Origin of the sequence: Curvibacter sp. PAE-UM, assembly GCF_001432305.1 — a bacterium.
In the GTDB taxonomy this organism is placed as follows: Bacteria; Pseudomonadota; Gammaproteobacteria; order Burkholderiales; family Burkholderiaceae_C; genus Hylemonella.
Genome location: NZ_KQ483358.1, coordinates 586,942 through 600,307, shown reverse-complemented (window position 1 = coordinate 600,307; position 13,366 = coordinate 586,942). Strand labels below are relative to the sequence as shown.

General features: G+C 67.0%; 10 protein-coding genes and 1 riboswitch. Of the genes, 6 read left to right on the top strand and 4 right to left on the bottom strand.

Annotated features, from left to right (window positions below; translation table 11 throughout):
* Positions 1-12: 12 nt before the first annotated feature.
* Both recQ and AO057_RS02990 read right to left on the bottom strand, forming a co-directional pair.
* Complete coding sequence (recQ, locus tag AO057_RS02995; protein ID WP_057674238.1) at positions 13-1,857, bottom strand: DNA helicase RecQ; 1,845 nt, start codon at positions 1,855-1,857, stop codon at positions 13-15.
* Positions 1,858-2,253: a rhodanese-like domain-containing protein gene (locus tag AO057_RS02990; RefSeq protein ID WP_057674237.1), complete on the bottom strand. Its 396-nt coding sequence runs from the start codon at positions 2,251-2,253 to the stop codon at positions 1,858-1,860.
* Between the two features lie 70 nt (positions 2,254-2,323).
* On the opposite strand from AO057_RS02990, the gene AO057_RS02985 reads away from it, so the two are divergent.
* The 4 genes from AO057_RS02985 to AO057_RS02970 all read left to right on the top strand — a co-directional run bounded on the left by AO057_RS02985 (position 2,324) and on the right by AO057_RS02970 (position 8,110).
* Complete coding sequence (locus AO057_RS02985; protein WP_057674236.1) at positions 2,324-3,373, top strand: homocysteine S-methyltransferase family protein; 1,050 nt, start codon at positions 2,324-2,326, stop codon at positions 3,371-3,373.
* Between the two features lie 8 nt (positions 3,374-3,381).
* Positions 3,382-4,440 carry an RNA methyltransferase gene (locus AO057_RS02980; protein WP_057674235.1) on the top strand — a complete coding sequence of 353 codons (1,059 nt, stop codon included), beginning with the start codon at positions 3,382-3,384 and terminating at the stop codon, positions 4,438-4,440.
* A 55-nt stretch (positions 4,441-4,495) separates the two neighbouring features.
* Positions 4,496-4,566, top strand: a riboswitch (S-adenosyl-L-homocysteine riboswitch).
* A gap of 23 nt (positions 4,567-4,589) precedes the next feature.
* Entirely contained in the window at positions 4,590-7,310 is a 2,721-nt protein-coding gene (gene metH, locus AO057_RS02975; RefSeq protein ID WP_082605386.1) for a methionine synthase, read from the top strand.
* A gap of 137 nt (positions 7,311-7,447) precedes the next feature.
* Positions 7,448-8,110: an outer membrane lipoprotein gene (locus AO057_RS02970; protein WP_057674234.1), complete on the top strand. Its 663-nt coding sequence runs from the start codon at positions 7,448-7,450 to the stop codon at positions 8,108-8,110.
* Here AO057_RS02970 and AO057_RS02965 read toward each other — a convergent pair.
* Positions 8,107-9,306 carry an MFS transporter gene (locus AO057_RS02965; RefSeq protein WP_057674233.1) on the bottom strand — a complete coding sequence of 400 codons (1,200 nt, stop codon included), beginning with the start codon at positions 9,304-9,306 and terminating at the stop codon, positions 8,107-8,109. The genes AO057_RS02970 and AO057_RS02965 overlap by 4 nt on opposite strands.
* A 90-nt stretch (positions 9,307-9,396) precedes the next feature.
* On the opposite strand from AO057_RS02965, the gene AO057_RS02960 reads away from it, so the two are divergent.
* Positions 9,397-10,617, top strand: a complete 1,221-nt coding sequence (locus AO057_RS02960) for an MFS transporter (RefSeq protein WP_057674232.1) — start codon at positions 9,397-9,399, stop codon at positions 10,615-10,617.
* Between the two features lie 265 nt (positions 10,618-10,882).
* Here the strand turns inward: AO057_RS02960 and AO057_RS02955 are convergent, their stop codons facing one another.
* Positions 10,883-12,400 carry a YifB family Mg chelatase-like AAA ATPase gene (locus AO057_RS02955; protein WP_057674231.1) on the bottom strand — a complete coding sequence of 506 codons (1,518 nt, stop codon included), beginning with the start codon at positions 12,398-12,400 and terminating at the stop codon, positions 10,883-10,885.
* 206 nt (positions 12,401-12,606) lie between these two features.
* Here AO057_RS02955 and AO057_RS02950 point away from each other — a divergent pair, with 206 nt between their 5' ends.
* Positions 12,607-13,362, top strand: coding sequence for a TorF family putative porin (locus AO057_RS02950; protein WP_082605385.1), 756 nt, complete (start codon positions 12,607-12,609; stop codon positions 13,360-13,362).
* Positions 13,363-13,366: the final 4 nt, after the last annotated feature.

Here is a 13,366-nt window from a genome sequence, read left to right as displayed (position 1 = left end):
GGCAGACGGCCTTCAAGCCCCTTCTGCCACCACCCTCAACACATCGGCGCCATAAGCTTCAAGCTTCTTGGCGCCGATGCCGCTGATGCCCTGCAGATCTTCCAGGGTGTGCGGGCGGCGCCGCGCAATCTCCGCCAGCGTGGCGTCGTGAAAGATCACATAAGCCGGCAGGTTGTGTTCGCGCGCCACCTCGGCGCGCCAGGTCTTCAGGTTGATGAAGCGCACCTGGTCATCCACCCCCAGCGCTTGCGCTGCCGGGGCCAGCGCGCCGGCCCGGCGGCTGCGCTTGGCCGATGGCGTTGCCACCGACTCCCGCAATTGCACCTTCACTTCCCCCTTGAGCACCGCCCGGGACCCGTCGGTCAGCCGCAGGGTGTTGAACATGCCCCCGTCCACCGCCACCGCGCCGATCGCGATCAGCTGGCGCAGCACCGCTCGCAGCTCGCTCTCGCTGGCCTCCTTGGTTATGCCGAAGGTGCTGAGCTGCTCGTGCCCGTACTGGGCCACTTTTTCGGTCTGCTTGCCGCGCAGGATGTCCATCATGTGGCCGGCGCCGAAGCTGATACCACTGGCCTGCTGCACGCGGTAGATGCAGCTCAGGAATTTGCGCGCCAGTTCGCTGCCGTCCTGCACGGCCGGCGGATGCAGGCAGTTGTCGCAGTTGCCACAGGGCTCGCTTTTCTCGCCGAAGTAGCCCAGCAGCCGCACCCGGCGGCAATCGGTCGCTTCGGCCAGTGCCAGCAGGGCGTCGAGCTTGCCGCGCATGACCTGCTTGAAGTCCTCACCGGCCGGGCTTTCGTCGATCATGCGGCGCTGGTTCACCACGTCCTGCAGGCCATAGGCCATCCAGGCGTCGGCGGCGGCGCCGTCACGGCCGGCGCGACCGGTTTCCTGGTAATAGCCCTCGATGTTCTTGGGCATGTCCAGGTGGGCGACGAAACGCACGTCGGGCTTGTCGATGCCCATGCCGAAGGCGATAGTCGCCACCATCACCAGGCCTTCCTCGCGCAGGAAGCGGTTCTGGTTCTGCTGCCGCACCGCTTGATCCAGGCCGGCGTGGTAGGGCAGGGCCGCGATGCCGGCTTCAACCAGGGACCGGGCCACGTCCTCCACGCGTTTGCGCGACTGGCAGTAGACGATGCCGGCATCCCCCGCGTGCTCGCGTTCGATGAAACGCAGCAGCTGCGTCAGCGCATCCTTCTTCTCGACGATGGTGTAGCGGATGTTGGGCCGGTCAAAGCTGCTGACGAACTGCTGCGCTTCTTCGAGCTGCAGGCGCTCCAGGATGTCGGCGCGCGTCAGCGCATCGGCCGTCGCGGTCAGCGCGATGCGCGGCACGCCGGGGTAGCGCTCGTGCAAGACGGTGAGCGCGCGGTACTCGGGCCGGAAGTCGTGGCCCCACTGGCTCACACAGTGCGCCTCGTCGATGGCGAACAGGGCCACCTGGCCGCGCTCGGCCAGCGCATCGAGCTGGGCCAGGAAACGTGGCGTGGTGACACGTTCGGGTGCCGCGTACAGCAGGGTCAACTCGCCGCGCAGCAGGCGCTTCTCGACCTGCGCGGCCTCTTCACCCGAGAGACTGGAGTTCAGGAAGGCCGCTTCGACACCGGCCTCGTGCAGGGCGCCGACCTGGTCGTGCATGAGGGCGATCAGGGGCGAGACCACGATGGCGGTGCCATGGCCCGCCTGCTGGCGAGCGATGGCCGGCACCTGGTAGCACAGTGATTTGCCGCCGCCCGTGGGCATGAGCACCAGGGCGTCGCCACCGGCGACGACATGTTCGATGATGGCCTGCTGCGGGCCGCGGAAGGCTTCGTAGCCGAAGACGCGGCGCAGGATATCCAGAGGGGGAGACAACTACATCTGCTCCCAGGGCAGACCATCGTGTCGCCAGCCGTTGAGGGTGGAGCGCTTGAAGTGGTCGTCCAGGTCGCCTTCGAAGCCGTGCAGCACGTTGTAGACCTCGGTGTAGCCTGCCTGGGCCAGCGCCTGGCCGGCATCGAGTGTGCGCTTGCCGCTGCGGCACAGCAGGACCATGGGACGGCTTTTGTCGCCACCGACCTCGCGCTCCACGGCCACCACGAAAGCCGCCGCATCCGGCGTCAGCTGAGGGTATTCGTACCAGGGAATATTGACCACACCCGGCGGACGACCGACATAAAGCGACTCGATCTCCATGCGCACGTCGAGAAACAGCGCCGTTGGCTGTTGCTGCAGGAACTCCCAGGCTTCCCGGGGCAAAAGATGTTTCATGGGGCTCTATTGTCCCGGGTTTTGGGCAGGCCCTGGGCTGGCCGGGCCAGCCTTTCTACAATGGAGGGCTATGAAGCCGCTGCACTACACCCGCGCCCAAACCCTGCCCGGTATCCTGGCCCGCCGTATCGTCGTCCTGGACGGTGCCATGGGCACCATGATCCAGCGCTTCAAGCTGGGCGAGGCCCAGTACCGCGGCGAGCGTTTCAAGGACTTCCACAAGGACGTCAAGGGCAACAACGAGCTGCTGTCCCTGACCCGCCCCGACATCATTCGCGACATCCACGAGGGGTATCTGGCCGCCGGTGCCGACCTGGTCGAGACCAACACCTTCGGCGCCACCACCGTGGCCCAGGCCGACTACGACATGGCGCACCTGGCGCGCGAGATGAACCTCGCCTCGGCCCGCATCGCGCGCGAGGCCTGCGACAAGTACAGCACGCCGGACCGGCCGCGTTTCGTGGCGGGCGCCCTGGGCCCCACCCCCAAGACCGCCAGCATCAGCCCGGATGTGAACGACCCTGGTGCACGCAACACCTCCTTTGAAGAACTGCGCGCAGCCTATTACGAACAGGTCGAAGCCCTGGTCGAAGGCGGTGCCGACGTGCTGCTGGTGGAAACCATCTTCGACACGCTCAATGCCAAGGCCGCGCTGTTTGCCATCGACGAGTACTTCGAGGCCTCCGGCCAGCGCCTGCCGCTCATCATCAGCGGCACCGTGACCGATGCCTCGGGCCGGATTCTGAGTGGCCAGACCGTGACCGCCTTCTGGCACAGCGTGCGCCATGCCCGGCCGCTGGCCGTGGGCCTGAACTGCGCGCTTGGTGCGGCGCTGATGCGGCCCTATATCCAGGAGCTGGCCAAGGTGGCCGGTGACACCTACATCAGCTGCTACCCGAACGCCGGCCTGCCCAATCCCATGAGCGAGACCGGGTTCGACGAGACCCCCGAGGTGACCTCGCGTCTGCTGAAGGAATTTGCCTCCGAGGGCCTGGTCAACATCGTCGGGGGCTGCTGCGGCACCACGCCCGAGCACATCGGTGCCATCCACGCCGCTGTAACACCGCTGGCCACGCGCGCTCTGGGCAGCGCCGGGCCGTTCTACCGCGAAGCGGCCTAGAGCCCTCTATGCGCGTCGAGTCGCTGCGCCAACGGCTGCGCTCGCTCGGCGCCAACCCCCGCCACGAACACCGCGTGCTGCGCCTGTGGTCGCAGGCCCTGCCGCAGGACCATGGCAGCCGGCCGATCGAGAACTTCCTGCCGACTACCTTGCGCACGGCCCTGCCGGCGCTCGAACGCGAATTGGCCGGCCTGGTTACCCTGGTCTCCGAGCATCCGGGTGAAGACGGCTCGCACCGCCTGGTGGTGGCCCTGGCCGACGGTCAGCTGGTCGAGAGCGTGCTGCTGCCGCCGGGGCGCACCCCGGCCCTGTGCGTCTCCACCCAGGTCGGTTGTGCCGTGGGCTGCGTGTTCTGCATGACCGGCACCACCGGCCTGATCCGGCAGCTCGGCAGCGCCGAGATCGTGGCCCAGGTGGTGCTGGCGCGCACCCGCCAGCCGGTCAAGCGCGTGGTGTTCATGGGCATGGGCGAGCCGGCCCATAACCTGGACAACGTGCTGGAGGCCATCGACCTGCTGGGCACGGCGGGCAATATCGGGCACAAGAACCTGGTCTTCTCGACGGTCGGCGACCCCCGCGTCTTCGAGGCCTTGCCGCTGGGGCGCGTGAAGCCGGCGCTGGCGCTTTCGCTGCACAGCACGCGCGCCGACCTGCGCGCCGAGCTGCTGCCGCGTGCCCCGCGCATCTCTCCGCAAGAACTGGTCGAGGCAGGCGAGTCCTATGCGCGCGCCAGCGGCTATCCGATCCAGTACCAGTGGACCTTGCTGGCCGGCGTCAACGACGGCGAGGAAGAAGTCGAAGGCCTGGTGCGGCTGCTGCACGGCAAGCACGCGATCCTCAACCTGATCCCCTACAACACAGTCGAAGGCCTGCCGTACAAACGGCCGGGTCCGGAGCAGGCGGTCGCGTTGGCGCGCCGGCTCCATCAGCGCGGCATCCTGACCAAGCTGCGCCAGTCGGCGGGGCAGGACGTCGACGGCGGTTGTGGCCAGCTGCGCGCGCGGGCCGTGCAGGACAGGAGTGCACAGGAGCGTCGCGTGATCCCGGTGCGGCCGGTACAGGGCTGAAGCTCATTCAGTACACACGGATGGCGGGTGGGTGCAATACCCATTAAAATCGGGGCAATCCAAGGAGCGTTGCAGCAGCACGGACCGTGTTGTCAGGCTTGGATGTCCCAACGACGCTCACCTGCCATGGATTTTTTCAGGTGAGCCGCATGTCCGATATTTCCGTTCCCCCCATGAAGCTGTCCGGCCTGGAGCCGGTGCACATCGGCGCTGACAGCCTCTTCGTCAATATCGGGGAACGCACCAACGTCACCGGCTCCAAGGCCTTTGCGCGTCTGATCCTCAACGGTCAGTTCGAGGAGGCGCTGGCGGTGGCGCGCCAGCAGGTGGAAAACGGCGCGCAGGTGATCGACATCAACATGGACGAGGCCATGCTCGACAGCCAGGCTGCCATGGTGCGCTTCCTGAACCTGATCGCCAGCGAGCCCGACATTGCCCGCGTGCCCATCATGATCGACAGCTCCAAGTGGAGCGTGATCGAGGCGGGCCTGCGCTGCATCCAGGGCAAGGGCATCGTGAACTCGATCTCCATGAAAGAGGGCGTCGAGGAGTTCAAGCGCCAGGCACGGCTGGTCAAGCGTTACGGCGCGGCAGCGGTGGTGATGGCCTTCGACGAAAAAGGCCAGGCCGATACCTACCAGCGCAAGATCGAGATCTGCGAACGTGCCTATCGCATCCTGGTCGACGAGGTCGATTTCCCGCCCGAGGACATCATCTTCGACCCCAACATCTTTGCCATCGCCACCGGCATCGAGGAACACAACAACTACGCGGTGGATTTCATCGAGGCCACCAGCTGGATCAAGCACCACCTGCCGGGCGCCAAGGTCTCGGGTGGCGTGTCCAACGTCTCCTTCAGCTTCCGCGGCAACGATCCGGTGCGCGAGGCCATCCACACCGTTTTCCTCTACCACGCCATCAAGGCGGGCATGGACATGGGCATCGTCAACGCCGGCATGATGGGGGTCTACGACGATCTGGAACCCATCCTGCGCGAGCGCGTGGAAGATGTGGTGCTGAATCGCCGCCCTGACGCCGGCGAGCGCCTGGTCGAGATCGCCGAGACCGCCAAGGGCGCGGCCAAGGACGACAGCAAGAAAAACGAATGGCGCAGCGGTACGGTGGAGCAGCGCCTGTCACACGCGATGGTGCACGGCATCAACGACCACATCACCACCGACACCGAAGAGGCCTACCAGGCCATCCTGGCCAAGGGTGGGCGCCCGCTGCACGTGATCGAAGGCCCGCTGATGGACGGCATGAACATCGTGGGCGACCTCTTCGGCGCCGGCAAGATGTTCCTGCCCCAGGTGGTGAAAAGCGCGCGTGTGATGAAGCAGGCCGTGGCCCATCTGATCCCCTACATCGAAGAAGAAAAGCGCCAGCAGGAAGCTGCGGGGCAGGACGTGCGCGCCAAGGGCAAGATCGTGATCGCCACCGTCAAGGGCGACGTGCACGACATCGGCAAGAACATCGTGACCGTGGTCCTGCAGTGCAACAACTTCGAGGTCATCAACATGGGCGTCATGGTGCCCTGCCATGAGATCCTGGCCATGGCCAAGGTCGAGGGGGCGGACATCGTGGGCCTCTCCGGGCTCATCACGCCCAGCCTGGAAGAGATGCAGTACGTGGCGGCCGAGATGCAGAAGGACGACCATTTCCGCATCCGCAAGATCCCGTTGCTCATCGGCGGCGCCACCACCAGCCGCGTGCACACGGCCGTGAAGATCGCGCCGCACTACGAAGGCCCGGTGGTCTACGTGCCCGATGCTTCACGCAGCGTGAGCGTGGCGCAGGGCCTGCTGAGCGAGCAGGCGGCGCAGTACATCGCCGATCTGAATACCGATTACGACAAGGTGCGCCTGCAGCACGCCAACAAGAAGCAGACGCCGCTGTGGTCGCTGGACAAGGTGCGCGCCAACAAGACGCCCATCGTCTGGGACGGTTATGCGCCGACGAAGCCGAAGTTCATCGGCCGTCGCGTGTTCAAGAACTTCGACCTGGCCGAGCTGGCCAGATACATCGACTGGGGCCCCTTCTTCCAGACCTGGGACCTGGCCGGCCCCTTCCCTGCCATCCTCAAGGACGAGGTCGTGGGCACGGAAGCGCAGCGGGTCTTCTCCGACGGCAAGCGCATGCTGCAGCGCCTGATCGAGGGCCGCTGGCTCACGGCCAACGCCGTGCTGGGCCTGTACCCGGCCAACAGCGTGAACGACGACGACATCGAGCTCTACACCGACGAGAGCCGCCATAACGTGGCCATGACCTGGTACGGCCTGCGCCAGCAGACCGAGAAGCAGATGGTGGACGGCATCATGCGCCCCAGCCGCTGCCTGGCCGACTTCGTCGCGCCCAAGGGCACGGCGGCGGATTACGTGGGCGTGTTCGCCGTCACGGCCGGCATCGGCGTGGAGAAGAAGGAGAAGTACTTCATGGACGACCATGACGACTACTCCGCCATCATGCTCAAGGCCCTGGCCGATCGTCTGGCCGAGGCCTATGCCGAATGCCTGCACCACCGCGTGCGCACCGACCTCTGGGGTTATGCGCCCCATGAGGCGCTGAGCAACGAGGACATGATCGCCGAGAAGTACCAGGGCATCCGCCCCGCGCCCGGTTACCCGGCCTGTCCGGACCACAGCGTGAAAAAAGAGATGTTCGAGCTGCTGCAGTGCGAAGAGATCGGCATGGGCATCACCGAGAGCCTGGCCATGACGCCGGCGGCCAGTGTCAGCGGTTTCTATCTGGCGCATCCGCAGAGCACCTACTTCAACGTGGGCCGCATCGGCGAGGACCAGCTGCACGACCTGGCGCGCCGCCGCGGCATGAGCGAGCAGCAACTGCAGCGACTGCTCGCGCCCAATCTCTGACGGCTTTACGCTGTTTTACACGTGCCGGCACCGGTTTGGTGCCGGTCGTGTCTACCATCGGACGATCAGGGCGTTGAAGATGAAAGCCGGTGGCATGGCCACCGTTTCTCCATGCCTTCTCAACCAGGAAACATCACATGAGCAATATTTCTCCCGGCGCCGTCGTTGCGACCGGTGCCAAGACCCTTTGGGCGGCCGTGGGCGTGCTGGGCGTTGCCGTCGTCGGTCTGGGCGGCGCCCTCTATTACACGCAGGCGCAGAAGTCTCCCGAGGCGGCCGCGCCGTCGCCCGCTATTGCCGCGCCGGCCTCCGTCTCCGAGCCTGCTGCCCGTCAGCCCGTTGCCGAAAAGGCCACGCCTGCGGTGCCGGCACCTGCACCGAGGCCCGCAGCGACGAAGACGGCCAGGCCGGCGCCTGTTGCGGCACCCGTGGAGGCCAAGGCCGCGCCCGCCAAGCCGGTCTGCCCCGACTGCGCTACCGTGACGGCGGTGACACCCATCGAGCGGGAGGGCCAGGGCAGCGGCACGGGCGCGGTCGCCGGTGGCGTGCTGGGCGCCATCGTCGGCAACCAGGTGGGCCAGGGGCAGGGCAAGGACCTGGCCACCATCATCGGCGCCATCGGTGGCGGCATTGCCGGCAACCAGGTCGAGAAAAAGATGAAGAAGGTGACGGTCTACCAGGTGGACCTGCGCATGGATGACGGCAGCCAGCGTACGCTGGAGCTGGATGCGCCTGTCGGCGTGGGCGCGCGCGTTCGGATCGACGGCAACGCCCTGCTTCCTCTGCCCGCGGCCAACTAAAGACCCGGACGTCGGGCCAGGCGCTGCGCCAGTACCAGGGCCAGCACGCCGATCAGGGCCAGGGCCAGCATCAAGACCAGGCCCGATGTGTAGGCGCCCGTGGGTGTCCACATCAGGCCCAGCAGCCAGGGTGCGGCCGCCCGCCCAAGTGCCATGGGCAGGCCCAGTGCGCCGTTGAGGCTGGCGGCCTGCTCGCGGCTCACGTACTCGGCCACCGCCGTGCCCTTGACGATGGTCAGCATGCCGTTGCCCATGCCATAGACCACGACGAAGAGCAGCACCACGGCCATCTGCAGGGCGCCCGCCAGCGGCGCCAGCAGCAGGGCCAGCAGGCCCAGCGGGATCAGGCAGGGAATGAGCCGGTTGACCCGGTGCAGGTCCATGTGGTGCTCGAAGAAATACAGCAAGGCGCGCCCGGCGACCTGCAGCACGCCGATGGCCGCCGTGACGGCGATCACGCCCTGCTCGGGCAGTGCATAACTGCGCAGCAGGCTGACCATGTGCGCCGGCAAGGCAGCGGTCACGCCCATGAGCAGCACGATGAACACGCCGACCAGCAGATAGGGCGCGCTGAGCAGATGGCGCCGCAAAGGGGCGTGGGGCGCGGTCGGGTGCGGGGCCGCAGGCGGCGGTGCGCCACGCAGCATCAGCGCGTGGATGGGGGCGCACACCAGCAGGTGCAGCGCGGCCAGCGGCCACAGCGCCTGGCGCCAGCCCAGGCTGGCGATCAGCCAGGCGGTGAGCGGCATGAAGACCGTGCTGGCCAGCCCGCCCAGGAAGGTCATGACGATGATGGCGCGGCGAAAGTTGTGCGGGTAACGGCGGATCACCACCGCGAACGCCGGCGGGTAGAGCGTGCCGGACAGGCCCACGCCCAGCCCCAGCCAGGCGAGGTAGAAGCTGGCCTGGCTGTCGACGGCGCTGTGCAGCAGCAGGCAGGCGCCCAGCACCAGCGAGCCACCGGTCATCACGGCGCGCTCATGGCCGCGGTCGATCAGCCGGCCCACCGGCCAGGCCAGCAGCCCTTCGGCCAGCAGGGCCAGGCTGAAGGCCAGCGAGGTCTCGGCGCGGCTGAGACCGAGCTCGCGTTCCACCGGTTCGAGCAGCAGGGAATAGCCATAGAACACGCTGCCCCAGCTGATGAGCTGGGCCAGCGAGAGCCAGCCGATCAGGGCAGGGGCCGAGCGCGCTTGCATGGCGACGATTATGATTCAGTACGCTTCTCGCGCATCGCCCTGCAGACCCGGGCGTGTCCTGCCCGCTGATTCCCACCTCTACATTTCTGCATGAGCTCCGGCACCGCCACGATTTCCGCTTCCACACGCCGCTCCGTCCTGTTGCTGTCCTTCGCCACCTTTGCCAGCATGGCGGCGCAGCGCCTGTGCGACGCCATGCTGCCCGAGCTCGCGCGTGTGTTCTCCGTCAGCCTGGCCGAGGCGGCGCAGGTGATCTCGGTGTTCGCCGTGGTCTATGGCCTGTGCCAGTTGTTCTATGGCCCGCTGGGTGACCGCCTGGGCAAGTTCCGCATCGTGACCTGGGCCACGCTGGGCTGCAGCGTGGGCAGCGTGCTGGCGCTTTTCGCGGCCAGTCTGGACATGCTGGTGCTGGCGCGTGTGCTGGTGGCGCTGGGGGCGGCGGCCATCATCCCGCTCTCGCTGGCCTGGATCGGCGACGCCGTGTCCTACGAACAGCGCCAGGAGACGCTGGCACGCGTGGGCCTGGGCACCACGCTGGGCATCACCGGCGGCCAGCTGCTGGGCGGCCTGTTCACCGACACCCTGGGCTGGCGCTGGGCCTTTGCCTTCATGACCGGGCTCTTCGGCGTGGTGGGCCTGCTGCTGTGGCGCGATGAACGGCGCCAGCGCGGCGAGGCGCCGGCCACGCATAATCCCGTGCCCGAGGTGCGCCCGGGTTTCGTGCAGCAGGCGCTGCTGATTGTCACGGGGCGCTGGTCGCGTGTCGTGCTCATCGTCGCGCTGATCGAAGGCGCCTCCGGTTTTGGCGTGCTGGCCATCTGGGCTTCGCATCTGCACCATGAGCTGGGGCTCTCGCTCTCGGCGTCGGGCGCCATCGTCGCGCTGTTCGGCCTGGGGGGCATGCTTTACATGGCGGTGGCGCGTTTCCTGATCCCGCGCCTGGGCGAGCACGGCCTGGCGCGCGGCGGTGTCACCCTGCTGGGCCTGTCCACCCTGGTGATCGCCTACGCACCGGTCTGGTGGCCTTCGGTGCCGGCCAGCCTGCTGGCGGGTTTTGGCTTTTTCATGTTCCACAACACCATGCAGACCAATGCCACGCAGATGGCGCCGGCCGCGCGCGGTACGGCCGTGTCACTGTTTGCCTCGGCCCTGTTCATGGGCCAGTCGATCGGTGTGCTGCTGGCCGCCAACCTGGTCGGCCGGTACGGTTCGACGGCGGTGATCGCCGGCGGCAGCGCCGTGCTCGTTGCCGTGGGGCTGTTCTTTGCGCAAGCCCTGCGCCGGCGTCAGGCGCTGATGCTGCTGGAGTAGGGCCTGTTCACACCCATTTCTCAAGTGCGAATAGGGTGAAAACGGCGCCAATCTAGGCGCGCGACGAGGCCCAGACTGACTGTCTGGGTGAGGAGTGCAACAACGAGTGGCGCCGTTTTCACCCTATTCCCTGCGGGTTGCGGCCAAAAAGGCCATGCGGGGTGTTGCGCGGACTGGCCGGGGGCCTACCCCGGCGGCGTCCACGCGCCTACCGCATGACTTTTTTGATCCGCAACGCATCTTGAGAAATGGGCGTGAACAGGCCCTAAGGCCGGGCCTGCCGGTACTGCAGCGCCTCGGCCACGTGCTCCAGCGTGATGCGCGGCGCCCCGGCCAGGTCGGCAATGGTGCGTGCCACCTTGAGCGTGCGGTGCAGGCCGCGCGCCGACCAGCCCAGGCGCACCGCGGCCGCGTCCAGAAAACGCAGGGCGGCTTCCTCGGGCCGGGTGTGCGTGTCGATTTCCTGTCCATTCAACAAGTGGTTGGGCTTGCCCTGGCGTGCCAGGGCGCGTTCCCGCGCGGCGTTGCAACGTTCGCGCACGGCCGCGCTGGGCTCACCCGCCCTGGCTTGCAGCAGTTCGGCTGCTGGCAGGGCCCCGACCTGCACGTGCAGGTCGATGCGGTCGAGCAACGGGCCGGACAGCCGCCCCTGGTAGCGTGCCACCTGGTCGGGCGTGCAGCGGCAGGACCGTTGGGCGGAGCCCAGGTGGCCGCAGGGGCAGGGGTTCATGGCGGCCACCAGCTGGAAGCGCGCCGGGAACTCGGCGCGCCGCGCCGCCCGCGCGATGGTGATGCGGCCGGTTTCCAGCGGCTCGCGCAAGGCTTCGAGCGCGGCCCGTGGAAACTCCGGCAGTTCATCGAGGTAAAGCACGCCATGGTGGGCCAGCGAGACCTCGCCCGGGCGCGGCGGCGAACCGCCCCCCACCAGGGCCACGGCACTGGCGGAATGGTGCGGGCTGCAGGTGGGGCGGTGCCCCCAGTGCCCCGGATCGAAGCGCCCGGCCAGGCTGGCCACCGCCGCGCTTTCCAGCGCCTCGTCGGTGGACATGGGGGGCAGCAGGCCGGCCAGGCGTTCGGCCAGCATGGACTTGCCGGCGCCCGGCGGGCCGCTGAACAGGATGCTGTGGCCGCCGGCCGCAGCGATCTCCAGGGCCCGTTTCGGACCGGCCTGGCCCTTGACGTCGGCCAGATCGGGGCCCTCGTTCTTTAAGTGGAGCGGCTGCGAAGCCAGGCGTGACCAGGCGGGTGCATCGCTCGCGGCCTGGTCACGGCCGGGCAGGAACTGCTGCACCACGTCGAGCAGGTGGCCTGCCTTGTAGATGGTGATGTCCGGCACCAGGGCGGCTTCCTCGGCGCTGCCCGGCGGCAGTACCAGCCGGGTCGGCATGGCGCGCAGGGCCAGCGCCATGGCCAGGGCGCCGCGCACCGGGCGCAGTTCGCCCGAGAGCGAAAGTTCGCCCGCGAACTCGTGGCCTGCCAGGGCGTCGTCGTCGATCTGCCCGCTGGCCGCCAGAATGCCCAGGGCGATGGGCAGGTCGAAACGCCCGGAGTCCTTGGGCAGATCCGCGGGCGCCAGGTTGACCGTGATGCGCTTGTTGTGCGGGAATTCCAGCCCGGCGTTCTGGATGGCCGAGCGCACGCGTTCGCGTGCCTCCTTGACTTCGGTCTCGGCCAGCCCCACCAGCGTGAAGCTGGGCAGGCCATTGGCGAGATGGACTTCCACCGTGACCGCGGCGGCTTCCAGGCCCAGCAGGGCCCGGCTATGCACCAGTGACAGGCTCATGGCAATTTCCTCCACAAATCGGTGCAAGTCTTGTGCTTGCTCATCAGAGGGCGCACACTATTGGTGCAATCTGTATATTCGTACAGTTATCTTAACGCAGCTTGTACGGATACGTGTACACATTCGTGTGGAAATTCTGTGCATCTGAGCTGGCACGGTCCCTGCTTATTCGGTTCGTCCCCTTTAACCCTCTAATGGAGTACGACATGAACCTGAAATCCAAGATCGCCCTGGCTGTCCTGACCCTGACCGCCGGCTCTTCTGTCATGGCCCAGCTGGCCTACAACGTGGGTGCCGTCAGCGAATACCGTTACCGTGGTATCGCCCAGTCGGCCCTGGCCCCGGCTGTGCAAGGTGGCGTGGACTACGCCCACAGCAGCGGCTTCTACGTCGGTGCCTGGGGCTCGCAGATCCGCTGGATCAAGGAAGCCGGCACCGCCGCCAATGTGGAAACCAAGGGTGATGTGGAGCTGGATCTTTATGCCGGCTACAAGGGCGCTCTCACCAAGGACCTGTCCTTTGACGTCGGCTACCTGCGCTACGAGTACATCGGCAACACCTACAAGGACGCTGCTCCTGCGTCCAATGTCAACGCCAATACCGACGAGGCTTACGGTGCTCTGACCTACGGCGCTTACACCGCCAAGGTGTCCTACGCCTTCTCCGACCTGTTCGGCTACGGCAAGAGCAGTGGCAGCACCTACTATGACCTGTCGGGCACCTTTGACCTGGGCAGCGGTTACTCCGTCGTCCCGCACGTGGGCTACCAGGCAATCGAGGGCGCCGCCAACAAGCAATACAGCTACACGGATTACTCGGTCACGCTGGCCAAGGATCTGGGCAAGGGCCTGTCCGCCACCATCGCAGCGGTCGGTACCGATGGCAAGGCCAGTCTCTACAAGGTCAACGGCCGCCAACTGGAAGCCGCCACTGTTGTGCTGGGTGTGAAGTACACCTTCTAAATTC